The sequence below is a fragment of the Sorangiineae bacterium MSr12523 genome (assembly GCA_037157775.1).
In the GTDB taxonomy this organism is placed as follows: domain Bacteria; phylum Myxococcota_A; class Polyangia; order Polyangiales; family Polyangiaceae; genus Pendulispora; species Pendulispora brunnea.
In genome coordinates this window covers 8300258-8318738 of sequence record CP089982.1, presented here as the reverse complement: position 1 = coordinate 8318738, position 18481 = coordinate 8300258, and the positions used below count along the sequence as shown (strand labels likewise).

General features: G+C 64.4%; 18 protein-coding genes and 1 pseudogene. 9 read left to right on the top strand and 10 right to left on the bottom strand.

From position 1 onward, the window contains the following. The first annotated feature begins 3 nt into the window (after positions 1 to 3). Positions 4 to 501, top strand: a complete 498-nt coding sequence (locus tag LZC95_32810; GenBank protein ID WXA91224.1) for a MarR family transcriptional regulator — start codon at positions 4 to 6, stop codon at positions 499 to 501. A 16-nt stretch (positions 502 to 517) separates the two neighbouring features. Here LZC95_32810 and LZC95_32805 read toward each other — a convergent pair whose 3' ends face one another. Continuing rightward, on the bottom strand, positions 518 to 1855 hold the full coding sequence (locus LZC95_32805) for a hypothetical protein (GenBank protein ID WXA91223.1): 1338 nt from the start codon (positions 1853 to 1855) through the stop codon (positions 518 to 520). Between the two features lie 22 nt (positions 1856 to 1877). On the opposite strand from LZC95_32805, the gene LZC95_32800 reads away from it, so the two are divergent. The 6 genes and pseudogenes from LZC95_32800 to LZC95_32775 all read left to right on the top strand — a co-directional run bounded on the left by LZC95_32800 (position 1878) and on the right by LZC95_32775 (position 6427). Then, positions 1878 to 2633, top strand: coding sequence for a glycosyltransferase family 2 protein (locus tag LZC95_32800; GenBank protein WXA91222.1), 756 nt, complete (start codon positions 1878 to 1880; stop codon positions 2631 to 2633). Further along, a complete protein-coding gene (locus tag LZC95_32795; protein ID WXA91221.1) occupies positions 2630 to 3049 on the top strand; it encodes a DUF2304 domain-containing protein in 420 nt (139 codons plus the stop codon). The genes LZC95_32800 and LZC95_32795 overlap by 4 nt, the downstream gene beginning before the upstream one ends. Before the next feature lie 116 nt (positions 3050 to 3165). Continuing rightward, positions 3166 to 3582, top strand: coding sequence for an Ohr family peroxiredoxin (locus LZC95_32790; GenBank protein WXA91220.1), 417 nt, complete (start codon positions 3166 to 3168; stop codon positions 3580 to 3582). Next, positions 3579 to 4202 (top strand): DUF308 domain-containing protein, encoded by a 624-nt coding sequence (locus tag LZC95_32785; GenBank protein WXA91219.1) that lies wholly within the window; start codon positions 3579 to 3581, stop codon positions 4200 to 4202. Before LZC95_32790 ends, LZC95_32785 begins: the two co-directional genes overlap by 4 nt. Before the next feature lie 100 nt (positions 4203 to 4302). Continuing rightward, positions 4303 to 4866 (top strand): nuclear transport factor 2 family protein, encoded by a 564-nt coding sequence (locus LZC95_32780; GenBank protein WXA91218.1) that lies wholly within the window; start codon positions 4303 to 4305, stop codon positions 4864 to 4866. A gap of 946 nt (positions 4867 to 5812) precedes the next feature. Further along, positions 5813 to 6427: pseudogene (locus LZC95_32775) on the top strand (M20/M25/M40 family metallo-hydrolase). A gap of 61 nt (positions 6428 to 6488) precedes the next feature. Here LZC95_32775 and LZC95_32770 read toward each other — a convergent pair. The 4 genes from LZC95_32770 to LZC95_32755 are packed head-to-tail and all read right to left on the bottom strand — an operon-like array spanning position 6489 to position 10857. Beyond that, positions 6489 to 7655, bottom strand: coding sequence for an XdhC family protein (locus LZC95_32770; protein ID WXA91217.1), 1167 nt, complete (start codon positions 7653 to 7655; stop codon positions 6489 to 6491). A gap of 5 nt (positions 7656 to 7660) precedes the next feature. After that, on the bottom strand, positions 7661 to 8251 hold the full coding sequence (locus LZC95_32765; protein WXA91216.1) for a hypothetical protein: 591 nt from the start codon (positions 8249 to 8251) through the stop codon (positions 7661 to 7663). 9 nt (positions 8252 to 8260) lie between these two features. After that, positions 8261 to 10399 (bottom strand): xanthine dehydrogenase family protein molybdopterin-binding subunit, encoded by a 2139-nt coding sequence (locus tag LZC95_32760; protein WXA91215.1) that lies wholly within the window; start codon positions 10397 to 10399, stop codon positions 8261 to 8263. After that, entirely contained in the window at positions 10396 to 10857 is a 462-nt protein-coding gene (locus LZC95_32755; GenBank protein WXA91214.1) for a (2Fe-2S)-binding protein, read from the bottom strand. Before LZC95_32755 ends, LZC95_32760 begins: the two co-directional genes overlap by 4 nt. 101 nt (positions 10858 to 10958) lie before the next feature. Between LZC95_32755 and LZC95_32750 the strand changes: the two genes are divergently transcribed. Then, complete coding sequence (locus LZC95_32750) at positions 10959 to 11885, top strand: AraC family transcriptional regulator (protein ID WXB00241.1); 927 nt, start codon at positions 10959 to 10961, stop codon at positions 11883 to 11885. Here the strand turns inward: LZC95_32750 and LZC95_32745 are convergent. From LZC95_32745 to LZC95_32735, 3 genes are read right to left on the bottom strand one after another with little or no spacing between them, the layout of a single operon-like run. Further along, positions 11821 to 12279 carry a hypothetical protein gene (locus LZC95_32745; protein ID WXA91213.1) on the bottom strand — a complete coding sequence of 153 codons (459 nt, stop codon included), beginning with the start codon at positions 12277 to 12279 and terminating at the stop codon, positions 11821 to 11823. The genes LZC95_32750 and LZC95_32745 overlap by 65 nt on opposite strands. 55 nt (positions 12280 to 12334) lie before the next feature. Next, entirely contained in the window at positions 12335 to 13966 is a 1632-nt protein-coding gene (locus LZC95_32740) for a DEAD/DEAH box helicase (protein WXA91212.1), read from the bottom strand. Positions 13967 to 13990: 24 nt separating this feature from the next. Then, entirely contained in the window at positions 13991 to 16162 is a 2172-nt protein-coding gene (locus LZC95_32735) for a chitobiase/beta-hexosaminidase C-terminal domain-containing protein (GenBank protein WXA91211.1), read from the bottom strand. Positions 16163 to 16303: 141 nt separating this feature from the next. Between LZC95_32735 and LZC95_32730 the strand changes: the two genes are divergently transcribed. Continuing rightward, positions 16304 to 17317, top strand: coding sequence for a 5'/3'-nucleotidase SurE (locus LZC95_32730; GenBank protein WXA91210.1), 1014 nt, complete (start codon positions 16304 to 16306; stop codon positions 17315 to 17317). On the opposite strand, the gene LZC95_32725 is transcribed toward LZC95_32730, so the two are convergent. Then, positions 17318 to 17605 carry a YciI family protein gene (locus LZC95_32725; protein WXA91209.1) on the bottom strand — a complete coding sequence of 96 codons (288 nt, stop codon included), beginning with the start codon at positions 17603 to 17605 and terminating at the stop codon, positions 17318 to 17320. Between the two features lie 201 nt (positions 17606 to 17806). Further along, on the bottom strand, positions 17807 to 18478 hold the full coding sequence (locus LZC95_32720) for a hypothetical protein (GenBank protein WXA91208.1): 672 nt from the start codon (positions 18476 to 18478) through the stop codon (positions 17807 to 17809). Between the last annotated feature and the right edge of the window lie 3 nt (positions 18479 to 18481).

Below are 18481 nucleotides of genomic sequence, written 5' to 3'. Positions count from 1 at the left end.
TGCATGGCCGACCATGTCGATTTCATTCTGAAGCAGTGGAAAAAGGAGCGCCCGGACCTCGACGCGTCCCCCATGGCCATCATCGGCCGCCTCACGCGGTTGGCGTTGCGGGTCGATACCGAGCTGCGCCGCACCTTCGAGGCGCACGGGCTCGACCGTTCCTCGTTCGACGTGCTGGCGACGTTGCGCCGCAGCGGAGCGCCCTTTCGACTCACGCCGGCCGAGTTGATGCGTGCCTCGATGGTGACCTCGGGGGCCGTCACCCAGCGCCTCGATCGTCTCGAGGAGCGCCGCTTGGTGAAGCGCACCCCCAACGAATCCGACGGCCGCGGCGTCTACGTGACCCTGACCGAAAAGGGGCGCGCGCTCATCGACGAAACCTTGCCCCACCACATCGAAACCGAAAATCGGCTGCTCGTGGGCCTCACCAAGTCCCAGCGCACCGCCCTCGCCGACACCCTCCGCACCATGCTCGAATCCCTCGGCGACAAAACCGAGTAGCGGCGCCCACGCATGATCAGCGCGTGCAGTCCGACTCGGTCGTAGCCTCTTGCACGGTGTAGCCCGGGTGCTCGGGGTGGAACATCGGCGCGTACAGAAAGGTCCACGGTTCGCGGGCGACGCAGAGGCGCTGCTCAGGGCCGGCGCGATCCAGAATGGCGCGGTCCACTTTGTCGTGCACCAGCTTGGCGAACGAATCGCCCGATGGATACACGTAGCGCGCGGCCGTGCCCCAGAGAACGACCGCGCACGCGCCGGCGGCCACCAGGCCCGTGGCGCGTGGAAATGCGGGCGCCCATAGCACGAGGTTCATGCTGACGAGGAGCAGCATCCAATAGAGATAATAACGAAGCTCGTGCGACTGCGGCAGCATGCAGGTAACCGCCGTGGCGCCGGCGACGAAGGCGAGCGCCATCCATGATTCACGCGATCGTCTCCACCACGCATAGGCGATCAACGCGATCCCATTCACCGCGACGTACGCGCCAAAGAAGCCTCCCATGCGATACCCCGGTTCACTGGGCGGCGTGTATTGATCCACCGACCATCGTCGCTGGCTCGCAATCGGCGCGAGCCCCACCTCGAACACCGACCACACGAACCGCCGCGGCCGCGACGCCTTTTCCAAGTACACCGGGCTCGAGGCATATGCCGTTTCCGCAAATGGAAAATGGATCCCGAGCGCATGCACCTCCACCGGCCAAACCGGATTGCCATGCATGGCCAAATTCTTGACCGGCGTTGCCAATACCACCGGGATGGCCAGCACAATCAGCCATCGTTTCGGCGTAAATACGAACAACACCCCCAATGCCACCACCACGATGGGCAGCAATTGAAACTTCATATTCGCCGCCAACGCTGCCAGCACCACCGCCTGCAGCGCGACCCGTTCCCGCCGGACCACGCCCCGATACACCGTTAGCAACAGCAGCGTCGCACAAACATTGGACGGCAGGTCGATGTAACACCCCGTCGCGTGCGTCTGCACGAGTGGAATGCCCAAAAAAGCCAAAAGCGCCACCGCCAGGGGCACCCGGTGCATGCGAAACAGGTACGTCAGCAGTGCAAACAACGAAAACAGCGCCACGAAGTTCGACGACTCGGGCCGGCCGGTCAGCCGCCAAAACAGCCCTTGAAGCGCCTCCGCCGCCAGCGGAAATCCCGCGAAGCGCGCCGCGTTTTCCGCGCTGAAGGTATACGCGGTCGGGTCGGCGATCCCCACGATTCGTGCCGCGAAGGGCAGGTGATACGCCCAGACGTCCCATGCTTGCGACACATCGAGCGCCGCTCCCAAGCCGAGCCCGATGGCAAGTGCGATGGCCAGCACCGCGAGTGCGATCTTCAGTGCCATGGCGTGCTATCTTCGCCCCGCCGTGAAGCGATTGGCGATCTTGATGCCCGCATTCGACGAAGGCGAACGGCTCACGCGCACGCTGGCCGAACTCGCGGGCGTCTCCAAATCATGCGGCATTTCCGTCAGCATTACCGTCATCTTGGTCGATGATGCGAGTGATACCCCGGTCGACTTCGCGCTTGCAGCGAAAACGTTGCACGACGTCCACCTCGTGTTCGCACGCCACGTGCTCAACTTGGGGCAGGGGGCGGCGTTGGAAACGGCCCGCCGGCTCGCCCTTTCGCTCGACCCGTCGTTCGACGCCTTCGTCACCATGGATGCCGACGGCCAGCACGCCCCCGCGGACGTGCTCGCGCTCGCGGACTCCATCTTTCAAGGTGCCGATATCGCCTTGGGCGACCGGTTCGGCGGAGCCTCGAACACGCCAGCCTCGCGCCGCCTATTGCTCCATCTTGCGCGCGCATTCGAGCGATGGACCACCGGACTTCGCCTCTCCGATGCGCACAATGGCCTTCGAGGTTTCAGCCGGCGCGCCATGGAGCAGATGCGCTTGCGGCAAAATCGCATGGCCCACGCGACGGAAATCACGCATTGGGTCGCGCGGCATCTGTCGAGCCGGGGCACCGCGCCGAAGCTCACCGTCGTCGAGGTGCCCGTCTCGATTCGTTACACGGAAGCGTCGCTCGCCAAAGGCCAGCGCGCCACGGGGGCACTCGCCATCCTCGCCGATCTCGTTCGTGCATTCTTCTTTGGAGACCAGAGGGAGGCCCGATGAAAGCCGAAATGACGCCCGCCGCCATCGCGTTGCTTCTCCTTCTCGCCGCGTTGCTCGTGCACGATGCGACCGCGCGCGGGAAGAATAAGCGGCTTCTCGTCGTCGAAATCGCCGTCTTCGCCCTGGGGGGCACCCTCATCGTGTTCCCCGAGATTGCACGACGCCTCGCGCACCTCGTGGGCATTGGACGCGGGGTCGACTTCGTCCTGTATCCGCTGGTCATCTGGCTCGTGCGCGAATCGCTCCTCTCGCGGCAGCGCCGCTACGAGGACGACCGTCGCATGACGGAGCTGGTCCGCGCGCTCGCGATTCGGAACGCGACGCACCGCGTGGCTTGGGAATCGACGAACGTCGCACGGGAATCCGATCATCTCGCTGACCTTGGCGAACGGCTCCGCGACGGTCGATATTCGTGAATGAAATCAAATGCTTACATAGATCGCTCGCAGCGTCTCATAGCGTCTAACGAGGCATAACGTGCCTCGAGCCGTGCCGGCGGCCAGCTTGGTCCTCGAACCGAGAGGACAAGCCAATGAACACCATCGACAAGGTCATCTACACCGCACGCACGCATACGACGGGGGGCTCCGACGGCAACGTACGCAGCGACGATGGCCGCCTGCTGCTGCAACTGTCCCCGCCGGAAGTACCCGGCATCGGCACGAACCCCTGGCAGCTGTTGGGGGCGGGTTGGTCGGCCTGCTTTCTGGGAGCCCTTGGACACTTTGCCAAGTTGCGCGATCTCGCGCTCCCCGAGGACGCCGCCATTGACGCCGAGGTCGACCTCTGTGCCGCAACGGGTGGATTCGTCGTCCAAGCGCGGCTTCGTGTGACGTTGCCAGGCATCGACCTGGAGACCGCGCGCGCCCTGGTCAACGCAGCGCATGCTGCTTCCCCCTATTCGAAAGCCACGAACGGAAACATCGCGGTCTCGATCGACCTCGCTTGACCGCTGCGCGCAATTACCCGGAGAACGCGATGAAAAATGCTCCTGTCCGCCGAGATTCCACTTCCTCTTCGAGCCCTTGGCTCAAAACGTACTATTTCATCCGCGCCGCTGTTTCGATCGGCTGGATCGCTACGGCTCTGGCAATCGGAAAGAACGTACCGACGCTTTCGGCCATTCTCCTCGTGGCCTATCCGGCCTGGGATGCCATTGCCAATTTCCTCGACGCTCACAAATCTGGAGGACTGAGGGCCAACGTTAGTCAGACGCTCAATCTCGTGATCAGCGTCATCACCGCCATCTGCGTCGCTGTGGCGCTCGGCGTCAGCATGAACGCCGTCATCACCGTGTTCGGAGGCTGGGCGATCCTCTCAGGCCTGTTCCAACTGGCGACGGGCATCCGCCGCCGGAAGTCGGCCGGCGCGCAGTGGCCCATGGTTCTGAGCGGCGCCCAATCCGCCCTCGCGGGGGCGTCGTTCTTCAAGATGGCGGCAGCAGCAACGCCGCCTTCGATTGTGGCCATCGCACCCTACGCGGCCTTCGGCGCCTTCTACTTCTTGGTGTCGGCGCTTTGGCTGACCTTCAAGAAGGTCCGTCCGCATACGGCGGCTTTGCCCGGTTGAGCGTGACGAGAATCAATGATGATTCGTTGAATCGATGGCATCCTGGCGGTTTCTTCTTCTCGTCGTGACGCTCCCGGCCAGCCACAGAAAGAAAGCAATCATGAAATTCATCGAACACGACCTCGAAGCGCGTATTGCGGAAATCGAGGACCGCCTGGCCATTTACACGCTCATCGCATCTCACCCGCCGAGCGCCGATACTGCATATGCCGATTACACGCGTGCAGTCTACACCGAGGACGGTGTCTTCGATCGCGGGCCCTCGCTGGAGGGGGCCCGCGGCGTGGACGCGATTGCGTCGTTCACGCTCAAACCGGAGCATGAAGAGGCCATTCGCGGCGGCCTCGCCCACTTTACGGGTCTACCGCTGATCGATTTGCGCGCCGAAGAGGCTTTCGTCACCTCCTATCTTCAGATCCTCCAGCTGGACGACCAAGGGGAATTGCGAACATTGCCCAATCACGGAGCATCTCGGGGCTATCGCATTCATCGCGTGGTCGTGAATCGCTGGCACCTGGTGAAGAGGGCCGGACAGTGGTGGGTCAAATCGCGAACACTGTTGCCGGTCGATGGCTCTCCCGCCCCGCGCGCCTTACTCTCGGAGGGGCTCGCACCGATCCTGGCCGAGCGCTTGGACGAAGAGAACGGAAGCGACGACACCTAGTCGCCGCAGCGTGGCGAGCATGGTCGAGAACGAGACGCTCTATCGACGAGTCGGGGACACCCTCCAGCGAGCCCGAGCGCGACGACGCGCATTTCGAGACGATTCGAGCAACGCGATCGGTGTTCTTCGAGTGAAGATTCACTACAACTATCGTCGCGTGCAGAAGATCCTACGGCTGGATTCGGCGTCGGGCTTCGTCTCCGAGCGCGCGTCCGTTCAACCCTCGTCGGAAGGTCTCATGCGAACCCTTGCCATCATCTCCATCCTGGCGCTCGCCGCCTGCGCATCCACCACGCCGCCGAAGACGGCGCCCACCGAGAGCTTGGCGGCCAGCGTCAAAGCGGACGCGAAGCCCGCGGCTCCCCCCGTCGACGAGAACGATCCCCGTGTCGTCTTGAAGCGGCATTTCGAGAGAGAGACGCCGATGATGGCGGATCTGAGCGAGCTATGCGACGGCATCGGCGGGCGTGTCACGGGAAGCCCGGCGGCCGCGCGCGCGGTAAAATGGGCAGCCGAAAAGTTTCGCAGCATCGGTGTCGACGAGGTGCGCACGGAGAGCTTCCGCATGCCGTACCTCTGGTTGCCCGATCGGGCGGAGGCCACGGCGACGGCGCCCGAGTCGTTCGCGATTCCGACCGTCGCCTCGCCGGGGACGGCGTCGATGCCGGCGGCGGTGGAGGCCCCGCTGCTGGACGGCGGGCACGGGACCGCGGAGGATTTCGCGAAGCTCGGCGCGAGCGCGAAGGGCGCGTTCGTGCTGATTCACTCGGACGAGACGAAGACCTTCGAAGCGCTCTTCGCCGAATACATGCGCTCGCCCGGGATCGTCGCCGAGGCCACCAAGGCTCGCGTCGCTGGCCTGGTCCTTCAGTCGACGCGACCGCGCGGTCTTCTGTACGAGCACCCGTTGAGCATCGGCCGCACGCCCCTCGCGCTGACGTCGGTCATGATTGCGCGCGAGCACGCGGAGCGGCTCGGACGGCTGGCGAGCCGTGCGCGCGTTCGATTGCGCGTCAAAGTGATCAACCGCGTCGGCCCGAGCTACGAATCGCAAAATGTGATCGGGGAAATCCGCGGTTCGGAGAAACCCGACGAAGTCGTGCTGCTCGGCGCGCACCTCGATAGTTGGGGGCTCGGCACCGGCGCCGAGGACAATGGCATCAACTCCGCCCTGGTGCTCGACGTCGCGCGCGCCTTCCATCAGCTCGGGCTCAAACCCCGGCGCACCGTCCGATTCGCGCTGTTCATGGGCGAAGAGCAAGGCATGAGGGGCTCGACGGGCTACGTCGAACGCCACCGGACCGAGATGCCGAACCACACTGCCGCTCTCGTCTTCGATATCGGCTCGGGCCACACGACGGGCTTTTTCCTGAATGGGCGGGAGGAGCTGCGCGCTCCGGTGACCAAAGCGCTGTCGATCTTCCCGGAGATCGCCGCCGACGCGCACCCCGCCGACGCGCTCGACGGGACCGACAATTGGGCGTTCCTGCTCAGCGGCGTGCCCAACCTCGTGGCGATGCAGGATCCTGCGCCCTATCTGCCCGATTACCACGCGCAATCCGACGTCGTCGAGCGGGTGAACGCGAAGGAAGCCAAGCGCAACGCCGCGCTCGCCGCCACGATTATCTGGTGGCTCGCCAATACGAACGACAAGTTGCCAAAGCAACAGAATCGCGCCGAGGTCGAAAAGCTCCTCGTCCAAACCAAATTGGTGGAGCAGATGAAGGCCTTCGACCAGTGGAATGACTGGGCTCAGCACACCGTAGGGTATCCGGCCGAGGAGGTAGCGCCGTCGGGCCGGTAATCGCAAAACCTGACCCGAGCGATCCTGCATTCCGCCGCCGAAGGCTCGCCAGCATCTCCGCGGCAATGGCCAGCGCGATCTCCTCCGGCGTCTCCGCGCCGAGATCGAGCCCCACGGGCGCGTGAATGCGCGGGTCCTCGAGCGGCCCGAGCTTCTCGGAGCGATGCCGCGGCCCCAAAATGCCAATGTATTCTGCACGCGAAGCGAGAGCCATGCGCAATGCCGCGCGGTCGTTCTCCACGTGATGGCCCATGATGACGACCAGGGCGCGATCGCTCGCATCGATGCGGGTGCGCAGTTTTTCCAAGTCCGTCTCGACGTCATCGAAACGCGCCCGGCTCGTGAACGACGGCGATGGATCCCACACCGTGATGCCCCACCCGAGCTGCCGTGCCGCGGCAGCCACCGGCTCCGCGTCGAACCCCGAGCCGAGCAGGAAGAGCCGCGGTGGCGGTACGATGGGCTCCACCAGCACCTCGACGGTGCCGTCCGCGGTATGCATCTCGCGCGATGCCGCGTGTTCCGGAACGATTTCCGCGGGCGCCAACGGCCAACGGGCGCCCACGGGCACGTTGGGATCGGTGCTGCGAAACACGGTGGCCACGAGCGCGCGCCGACCCGATGCGACGGCCTCCGCGGCGAGCCCCAGCGGATCGCTGTCGTCCTCTCCGTTCCAGGCTTCGAGCAAGATCTCGACGATGCCGCCGCACCCCAGCGCCGCCTGCGTTCCCTCGGAGTCGGTGGAGTCGTAACGAATCACCACGGGCCCCGAGCGCGTGCGCCAAAATCCGGTGCGGATCAAATCGCGCTCCAGGCACCCGCCGCTGACGTTGCCGGCGACGCGTCCTTCTTCCGTGATCAGCAACCGCGCACCGGGTCGCCGGTACGACGATCCCTGTACGCTCACCACGGTCGCGACGAGGTACGGAATGCGGCGTTCGCGCAATCGCGCGGCCGCCGCCACGATGGCATAGGTCTCCCGCATGGCGGCTAACCGTCGCTCGGGCAGGGTGCTCCAGCGCGTGCCCACGTTTCCCACGCGCTGAGAAATTGCTCGCGCGGCACGGGAACGGGCGCGCGGCCGAAGCCGGGCTCCCAGCCCCACACCACCAGCGGATCGTCCAGGTGCGTGCGCAATGCCGCCATGTCCTTGCCGCCGTTGCGCGCCGGATCCTTGATCTGCTCGCACAACGCGCGCGGTGGCACCCCCACGAACACCAGCTTCATGTCGGGCGATGGCATGTGCCAGCCCTTCACATTGCCCGGCGGAATGTGTGCGCCGTACGCGCTCGGCGGATTCGCCGGCCCGTGGCACGTCGTGCATTCCGCGCCGACCACACCGCGTCCCTCCGGTCCGCGCTGCACGTTCTGCAGGTGCACATGGCTATCGTCGCCTTGCAATGGCGCATCGCCCGCAGGGTGACAATTCTGGCAGCGCGGATGCTGCAGCACCGAGCGCACCGTCTCGAAGGCCACGAGTCCCGTGTCGCGTTCTCCACCGGACGCGGGTGCGCGGCTCGAACCGTTGCCGCACGCAGCGAGCGCCAAGCCGGCCACCACGAGAAAAAGTCGCTTCATCATGTCGTTCCCTTAGGCGAGGCGAAGCGGCAGCGTGCGCAGCCGCTGTTTGGTCAACGCGAAGACCGCATTGGCCACCGCCGGTGCGACGGGGGCACATGCCGGTTCGCCGATGCCGCCCATCGGTGCGCCGCTCGAAATGACGTGCACCGCCACGACGGGCATCTCGAACATGCGAAGCGGCTTGTAGTCGTGGAAATTGCTCTCCTGGACCTGACCGTCGATCAAGGTCAGCTTGCCGTAAAGCGTCGAGGTGAGCGCATACGCGATGGCTCCCTGAATCTGCGCCTCGAGCGCGAGCGGATTGACCGCGGTCCCGCAATCCACCGCGCACGTCACGCGGTGCACGCGAATTTTCCCCCGCTCGACGGAGACCTCCGCCAATTGGGCCGTGATGCTGCCGAACGCCTCGTGCACGGCAAGCCCGTGCGCACGCCCCGCGGGCAGTGGCTTTCCCCAGCCGCCCTTCTCCGCGGCCAGCTTCAGCGCCGCGGCGTGCCGCGGTCTCTTCTCGAGCAGCGCGAGACGATAGGCCAGAGGATCCTTTCCCGCCGCATGCGCCAACTCGTCCAGCATGCTCTCCATCGCGAACGCGGTGTGCGTATGTCCGACGGCACGCAGCCAGGACACGGGCACCGCCGTTTTGGGCGAGTGCAACGACACGCGTTTGGCCGGCACCATTTCGAGGTACGGCGAATCGTGAACCCCTTCGACCGACGAGTCGTCGACGCCGTTCTTCACCAGCTTCTCGAACATCGGCGTTTGGCTCAGGATCGATTGGCCCACCACGACGTGGTCCCACGCCACGGGCATGCCACTCTTGTCGACGCCCACCTGCACGCGGTGCAAAAATGCCGACCGGTAATAGCCTCCGCGGATATCGTCCTCGCGCGTCCAAACGACTTTGACCGGCACACCCGCCGCCTTGGCCACGAGGGCCGCCTCGGTGACGAAGTCCGACGTTTGCACTCCGCGCCGCCCGAATGCACCGCCCAGGAACGGCACGTGAAGCTCGACGTTCTCCGGCGGAATGCCCAGAGCGCGGGCCACGCTCATGCGATCGAGCGTCAGGCTTTGGGTACCCGACCAGACGTCGCATCGATTGCCCTCGATTTTGACGGTGCAATTGAGCGGCTCCATCGGAGCGTGGGCGAGGTACGGCACATCGTACTGCACGTCGTAGCGCGTGGCCGCCGCGCCCATGGCCGCTTCCACCTTTCCCGTGTCGAGCGCAACGGCGCCCGGCTTTCGCGCTCGGGCGGCGAAGTCGGCGAGCAAGGTCGCATCGGTGACGCCTCCTCCTTCCGGCTTGCTCCACGTGAGCGACAAGGCATCGCGCCCCAGCTTGGCCGCCCAAAAATGCTTCGCCACGACAGCCACGCCGTGGGTCGTGGACACGACTTTCTCCACGCCGGGAATCGCCAATGCCGCCGCGGCATCGTAGTGCACCAGCTTCGAGCCGAACGCCGGCGGGCGGGCCAGCACGGCGGTGCGCAATCCGGGAAAGGAGATATCCATTCCAAAGACGGCTTTCCCGGTGATCTTTTCCGGCGTATCGAGCCGCTTCACCACGGTGCCGAGAAGCTTCCACTCCTCGGGCGGCTTGAGCCTCACCGACGCGGGCGGTTTCAGCTTCATCGCGTCCTCGGCCACCTGCCCGAAGGTGAGCGTCTTCGCGCCGTGCGCGATGACGCCCTTCGACACCGTGCAGCTCGACGGCGAAACCTTCCAGCGCGCGGCGGCGGCGCGCACGAGCATGTCCTTCGCGGTGGCGCCGACGGTGCGGTACCGCTCGAATTCGCTGTTGGTACTCGACGAGCCGCCGGTGATCTGCATCCCGAAGCGCGTGTGGTTGTACACGGGCGCCACCCCGGAATGCTCCGGGCGCACCTTCGACCAATCGCAATCGAGCTCCTCGGCGACGAGCATGGACATCCCGGTCCAGATGCCTTGCCCCATCTCGACGTGCGAAAGCACGATGCTCACCGTATCGTCGGTGCCGATGCGCAAGAACGCGTTCACCGGCGGAGGCCCTGACGCTGCAGCCGCCGCAGCGCGCGCAATCCGCGCGGGCGCCGCGTAAAAGGGAATCACGAGCCCCGCGGCGACGGAACCCGCGGCTTGCAGCAAACCTCGCCGCGAGACGTTCACCGCGCACCTCTATTCAGGCGCGAGGCCAGGTGGATGGCCTCGCGCACGCGCACGTAAGTTCCGCAGCGGCAGACGTTGCCCGACATGGCCGCGTCGATGTCCGCGTCCGTCGGCTGGGGCTTCTTCTCCAGCAGCGCCACCGCGGTCATGATCTGGCCCGATTGGCAGTAGCCGCACTGGACCACATCCGCCTCCGCCCATGCGCGTTGCACCGGGTGCAAACCATCGCTCGATAACCCCTCGATGGTCCTGATTTTTCGCGTGCCGACCGCCGAAACCGGCGTCACGCACGCCCGCACGGGGTGCCCATCCAGGTGCACCGTGCAGGCTCCACACTGCGCCATGCCACAGCCGAACTTCGTGCCGGTCAGGCCCGCCAGATCGCGCAGCACCCAGAGCAACGGCATGTCCGGCGGTGCCTCGATCTCGCGAACGGCACCGTTGATGTCGAGCTTCATGCCCGAGCATCTAGAGGCCCCAGCCCTTCCTCGGAAATAACGGATCCTCCAGCTTCCTTGCCTAATCCTCCAAGTAGCCCAAATTAGAGTCTTCGGTGCCTATGCCCTTCGACTCACTCCGCGATGCCATCGCACGCTATACGGCTACCCATACTGAAAGTCCCGAGGGGGGCTACCCCACTGCGATCCCGTCGCTCCTCCTCGCCCGTTATACGGAGGTGGCTCAATCGCATCGGACCCTGTACACATCGGCGGGGGTGTGCTTGATCGCGCAGGGCGCCAAGCAGGTCGTGCTCGGCGCCGACGTTCTCAGGTACCGCGCCGGGAAGTTCGCGGTCATCGGTGTCGACTTGCCGGTGTCCGTCGACGTGACCGAAGCGTCGCAGGAGGAGCCTTACTTGGCCGTGGTCTTGGGCATCGATCCGGTAATCATGCGCGAGGTCATCGAGGCCATTGGCGACGATGGGGCGCCGCCCGAGCCCGACGGCGCGGGCTATTTCGTGGGCGACGTCCCACCCGAGGCTGCGGAATGTGCCGCGCGGATGGTGCGGCTGCTCGACGCGCCGAAAGCCATCCCGGTGCTCTACCCGTCGATGGCGCGCGAGCTGTATTACTGGCTGGTCACCAGCACGCACGGTGCGCCGTTTCGCCAGTTGGTGTCGCGCAATGGCTATGCGGAGCGTATCTCCAGGGCCATTCGGGTCATCCGCGAGGAGCTTCGCCAGCCGATTCCCATCGAGCGACTCGCGGCGGTGGCCGGCATGAGCGAATCCTCGTTTCATGTCCATTTCAAAGCGCTGACGACGATGTCACCGTTGCAGTATCAAAAGCACTTGCGGCTTTTGCGTGCGCGCCATTTGCTCGTGACGAGTGAAGCCAACGCGTCCGAGGCGGCCTATCAGGTCGGATATGCGAGCCCGTCGCAATTCAGCCGGGAGTATTCACGCATGTTCGGCTATCCGCCTAGTCGCGAGTCGGTCGCGGCACATTCGCCCGCAGAGCAAGCCGCCGCACGTCGCGCACCATGAGGCGCAGAGGGGCGAGGTGCGTGCCTCGCTTCATTTCCAACCACGCCAGCGCCGGTTCCACGTCGCGGAATATTTCTTTGTCGTAATTCGGATGCGATCCCGCCCAGCGCAAGGCCAGCTGCGCACCGCGCAGTTCCTCCGTTTTGGCCACGCAGGCGATGTACGGGTTGTAGTTCGGATGATCCGACAAATCGGCGAGTTGCTTGCGGCGCAGGGCATTGGGCCGATCGCAATCCAGATAGAGCAACACTGCGGGGCGGAAGGGCATGGATGGACTATGCACGCACAGATCCCGTCGATGGCCGAAGGTCTCTTCCCACTCCGCGTCGGTCGAGATCCCCTCGAACCACCAGACCGCAATTCCGATCTGCCAGTCCCACCTTGCGATGTACATCCGATTCTTCGGCGAGCCTACGCTCATATCCGGAGAAGGACAACTACGCGTCGAACTAACGTCGGACGACACGCTCCCAGACAGCCAGTTGCAGGACCTCCGCCCACTCGCTGGGAGGATTCTTTGCTTTGAGCGCCTCGCGCATTGCCATGGGCGCCGCCGCCCGGCGCCATGTTGCGCCTTCGCGGGCCGATGCCGCCGCCGCGCGCCCCCTTCGTTCGACTTCGTAATCGACGGCTTGAACGGCATCTTCCATACGCGAAAATCGATCCACGACCTTGCCGTCGAGGCTTACTTCCCACTTTTTGCCGCGTTCTCCGCGTTTGAGGATCACCGCCTCGCTGGGGGCGCCCGGCTTCTTCTCGAAGTGCAACCCGACCCCGTGCCTACCGAGTGAGAACCACGCATTGGCGGAAATAGCTCGTACATCCTCATGAATGCGCAGCGAGAGTGGGTCGAACATTTTCGCGCGCTCTTGAATTTCCGGGAGGGTGACTGCACCGGCTTCCAGTTCGAAACCGGGTCGGTCGAACTGAATCGCCGCCCAGATGCGCCGCGCCTCGTTGACGTCGCCGCCGCGCAGATCCAAGTCGCGCGGGACACCGAAGAGTGAGGGCAGCGATGTAAGGCTCAAGTCCGACAGATCGACGAAATCCAGAATGAGGCAATCCTTCTTATCCGGGTGCAACCGCGTACCGCGCCCCACGCATTGCGCGTAAAGTCCATCGGACCGGGTGGGACGGGCCATGGCAATGCACGAGACACCCGGATCGTCGAATCCCTCCGTCAGAACGGCGACGTTGGTGAGCACTTGGGTCCGGCCCTCGCGAAAGTCCGCCAAGGCTCTGGCGCGATCGTCTTTCTGCATGGCCCCATGGACGATACCGGCGCGCACCCCGAGCACATTGAGCGATCGCGCCAAGTTCATGGCGTGACCCACGGTAACGCAAAAGGCAATCGTGCGACGATCGCGTGCCAGCTCTTGGATGGAGCGCGCGACGATGGCATTGCGTTCTTCGATATCGACGGCCTCTGCGAGCTCCTCCTCGCGAAAATCGAGACCGGTGGGCGACAGCTGGCGAAGGTCGGCGGTGGTGGCGATGCGAAATCCGCGAAGAGGCGACAAGTATCCGTCTTCGATCATCTGCGGCAAGGTGCGCGAGTAGACGATTTGCTCGAACACCTCCTCGAGCCCTTTGCCATCCCCGCGCGCCGTCGTCGCCGTGAATCCGAGCAGCGTCCCGGTCCACATCGCATCGAAGACACCGAGCTGGCGAAGCACGCGCAGGTTGTCCTCCGCCGCCGCGTGGTGGCACTCGTCGTAAATGACGAGCCCCACGTCGCGTCCGCGGATGACGCGTGCGAGCCGCTCCTCGTGCAGCGAGCGCACCGAGCACACGAGCACCTTCGCGTCCTCCGACGCCCTCTCCGCCCCGCGCTCGATGGACACCACGCCTTGCCCTTCCATCGCGCGTTCGATCTTGTCGCGCGCCTGCCCTAGAAGCTCCTCGCGGTGCGCAAGCACGAGCACCTGGCGCTTGGCCAGCCGCGCCAGGTGCGAGAAAATCACCGTCTTGCCCGCACCCGTGGGAAGGTTCACCACCATGCGACGAACGCCGCCCCGCCTTGCCGTGAGCACGGCTTCGATTGCCTCACGTTGATAGGGTCGCAGGGTGGGGGACGTCACGGCACTTCCTTGTAGGACCTTTTCTCAGTTGCAGGTACCCGTTCCGTTGTTTCCGCGAAGGATGACCTCGCCCGCGTAGCCCAGATCCCGCAGCTTCTTGGCGAGACCCTCCGCCTGGCACGCCGGAAGCTGGAGATTGTCGGTGACGTACAAACTCCGTCCGAGTTTCGTCAATTGGGCGAAGTCGTCGACGTGCACGAGGGCGGGATTCTTGGAGATCTGGAGCCGTTGGCCAATGGCCTGGAGCGAGCCCAGTCCCGAAAGACTCGCCAGCGACGGCTCCTCGAGAATCGTGAGGTTGCCATCGATCCGGGTCAACGCATGAAGGTCGGCCAAGGAAGCGAGGGCGTTGCGACCAATTTCCACGTCCTGAGTGACGTGCGCTAGCGCATCGAAACCATCGAGTTTGGTCAGCGCTTCGTTTTGGAGCAAGGCGACGTAGTCGGCTGACTTGACACCGCGGAAGCCGTTTAGATGCTGGAGCTTGGGATTCTTCCGAATGACCAAGGTTCCCACCGATTCCAGCGCATTCAAACTGCCAATTTCCGTCAACCCGCCGTTTTGCTCGATGAGAATCCGTGGGTCCGCGCCGATGAGTGTCGCGACTTTGTCGAGTCCACGCAGACTTTCGAGATCCGTATTGCGGCCGATTTCCACGTTGCCGATGGTCAGTACATTGTCCAAACCGGTGAATGAGACGAGGCCTTTCGTGTTCCGGACGCGTAGGCCTTCGTCCAGCGATGTGACGTGCTCCAAACCCTTTGCATTCGAGAACCCGAGTAAGCCTGAGAAGGTCAGAAACTCGAGTCGGGTGATCCCACGCAGCCCCTCGAGGGAGGCCAACGCCGGTACGTTGCCCAAAACAAGTTGGAGTACCGCTTTCATATTTGGTAATTCGACGCGACTCAGCTTTTCATTCGATACGAATTCCAGCGAACCAGGAATGGTCGCCACCCTCGGCAAGCCATCGAATGCCGTGAGCACTGGATTGTACCTCACGAAGACATTCCCGACTTCGGTGAGGCCCGAGAAGCCACCTAGGTGCCGTAGGCTCGAAGCGTTCGTAATCTGGAGCTCTCCGAGACTCGTCAACGCGCTGGCTCCGATCCACTCCTCGATACGAGTCGCCGAGAACGTCAGCGTGCGCCCCACCCGCTGCAGGCGGGCCAGGGGAGTCAAATCCGTGATCATCTCGCCCTGGATGGTGAGCGACGACGAGATTTCCTGGCAACGCGCAAGCGCATCGAGTTCCGCCTGGGTGCTGACGGTGAAGTCTCCGATGCACTTCGTACCGAGGTACTTGGCCGTGAATACTTCGCTGGCTAGGTAGCCATCTTTGCAGGTGACGGCCTTGACGGTCGTGTCGGCCGTGAACGAAGGGAACGTGCCCCCGTTGGGTAGCGTGTTGGGGCTGTCGCAGCTTGGGGTGGTCTCGTCGAGCGTGTAATGGATGATGCCCGCTTCCGTCGTCGACGAGACGGTGATGGGGACGGGATGCAGTGGATCGTAACGTGCCGCCGGCGGGTCGGTCGTGGGCGCGGCCGCTTGAAGTGTGTAGACTGCACTTGTTTCCGGAGAGTTCCACGTCCGATGTTTGCAGGCAACGGCGCGAAGCTCGCTGCGCGTTTTGATGATGGGCACCGCTCCGTCGTAAGCCATCGAGCCGTCGGTGCAGGCGGGGCCTTTGGCGCACGCGGGCTTCGTGCCATCGGTGGTGTAGCAAATGGTGGCGCCGGCGGTGGTGCTCGAAAGGGTGACGTGCACGTCGTTCGAATAGCGCCCCGTATTGGGTTCGAATTGGACGGGCGCGGCGTTGCCTTGGGGAATATCCATGTCGAACGTCGCAGTTCGTACATCGGAATCGCGCGAGCCCGGACGGCGCGCGATGGCCTTGAGCGTCGTCGTTCTGGCGATGGCGAGAGGCAGCGTGTAGACCGGCGACGTGGAATCGGGCGTGCTGCCGTTCATCGTATAGTGAATCGTGGCCCCAGGTGTGTCCGTCCGGATGGTCACGCGCGGGGCGGTGGTGAACGTGCCCTCTGGCGGATCGAAATACGGAGTGGCTGCGACCTCGGGTGCGGGGCCCCAGTCGGGACCACCATCGGGCTGGCCGATCCCGATATGCGCGGCATTGTCGCCGCAGCCCGTGGTTGCTGCGACGGCGAGGAGGCCGAGGATGATTGTGCGCCAGCTCATGTCGACTCTATGTCGGCCAATGGGCGGCATTCGTTGCTCGGGAAGATATTTCCAGTTGGGACGAATGACGGGAGAAGGCTCGCCTTCATCGCAGCTGACCCGTATGCTCGCCCTCTTTCGCCAACGCAGGAGGCAACTTCGATGACGCGTCGACGCTGGTTGTGGCCCTCACTTTTCGCCCAAATATTGTTCGTCGTGAGCTGCAGCTCCGGTCAGGAGCCCGGTGAAGAGAAGGCCGCGCCCGAGCAGGTGCGACAAGGTGAGGAGTCTTTGGCATTGGGCGACACGAATGACGACGCGCCCATTCGTCTCGATATCGATGTACGCGTGACAACGCCCAGTGCGGCGCCGCGACCTCTGAAGATCCTTTTGTCGAACGACGACGGCTACAGCGACCCTGGGATCCAGGCGATGAAGCGCGGGTTGCGTGCGGCGGGGCATGCGGTGACCCTGGTGGCGCCGGCGCAAGATCGCAGTGGCAGCAGCGTCTCGGTGACCGGCCCCGCGCCCGTGAATGCGACCACGCAGGCCGATGGCGACATGGCCGTCGAAGGATCGCCGGCGACGTCCGTGCTCGTTGGCATCGCGGTTTTGGAGGCGCGCGGCGAGAAGCCGGATCTCATCGTCTCCGGTCCGAACTTTGGATTCGACGGCGGCCCGTCGACGCCATATTCGGGCACGATGGGCGCCGCCACGGCGGGCCTCATTCGCGGGGTGCCCTCCATTGCGGTGATGGCCGATCCCATCGTGCGCGACAAAACCGATCCGGCGTTCATCGCGCACGTCGAGCGCGTGGCCGCGTTCACCGCGCGCCTCATCGAGCGGCTCGAGACGAAGAGCAAGGACGGCGCGCTCTTGCCCCAAGGCGTGGGGCTCAAACTCGGCTACCCCGCCTTGCCGATCGACAAGATCGCCGGTGTCACGATGGTCAACCAGGGCAAGACGGGCCTCTTCCACCTCGTGTACAAAGAGACCTCGCCGGGCGTCTTCTCCTCCGCCAAGGCTCCGTTCGAGCCTGTCACGGGCGACGAGAACGGCGAAGTGGTCAACTTCCGCGCCGGCTACATCACGGTGATGCCCTTCGTGAGCGATCTCACCGCCAACCGGCGCGCACGCCACCAAGTTCGCCACCAGCTTGGGAACATCAAGCCGTAATCACCGAATCAGCTCCTCGATGTTTTTCGCCCGCTGATTGGGCAGAAACTCGATGATGCGAAACTCGGCAAGCCCGTGCACGCAAAACGGGTCTTGCCGCATGATCGCCTCGAGCTCTGCCCGATCGTCGGCCACGGCGAGGATGATGCCTCCCGTGCGCGGCACCTGCCGCCCCGATACGAGAAAATGCCCTGAGGCGTAGTGCTTCCGGACGAAGGCCATGTGCTCCTTCATCACGGCATCGATCTTCTCCAGCGGCACCTTGTACGTGAGCTCGATGACGAACATCCCCCGAGCTTACCCCGCTTAACGGGCGAGCACGATTCTCGAACAGGAAGAAGGAAACCGCCAGGACGGCAGGATCGCTAACGGAACCAACAATAAATCCCTAAAAATTTTATTGTTGATTCACCTGGCGATCCTGGCGCCTCTCTTTTGGCGTCCTGGCGGTTTCTTCTTCTCTTCGTGCCGCTCGCGCGTTGCTTTCGTTTACGGAACCGGCGAGAAATACTGCTCGCGCACGAGCATCCCCAGGTCGCCGATGCGCGTTTCGGTCAGCGTGGCGGCGTAGTTGCCGAATTCGTACTCTTCCTGGAAAGCTTGGAGCGGCCCCTTGGCGAAATGGGCCGCCGTATTTTCGCCGGTGCTCTTGGCGGGGGCGCCCAGCACCTCGCGCAGCCGTTTCGACGACTCGGCCACCATCGCGTTGGCCTCTGCCAGCGGCAGCTTTCGGCGCAACACCGTCACCACGGCCAGCGTACCGCTCGCGCGAAATTCGAAGGTCACCTCCTCGGCCGGTGGAAACGTAGGCGGCTCGCCGAGGGCCCTCGCATCCACGTCTTGGCACGCCCGCAGCGTCTCGTTTCCGCGCAGCGGCGCGCACGAAATGCCCTGCCGCTTCGCCCACGCTTCCAGATCCGCCAACGTCGTCTTCTCGAGCTCGAACCCCGCGGCAGGCCGCGCTGGAGCCCCCGGCTTTCCGATGTACATCGCCGCGGGAATTGCGCGGGCATCGTCCACCGCCCGCGGCGTTCCCTTGGTCACTGGACAACCGACGCCGAGCTTGGCCAAAAGAGGCCGCGCGAAGGGCATGTGCAACGCGCCAATCGCCAGCACCGCAAAAGCTGCGAATGCGGCCACCGCGGCCAGCCATTTCAACATGGC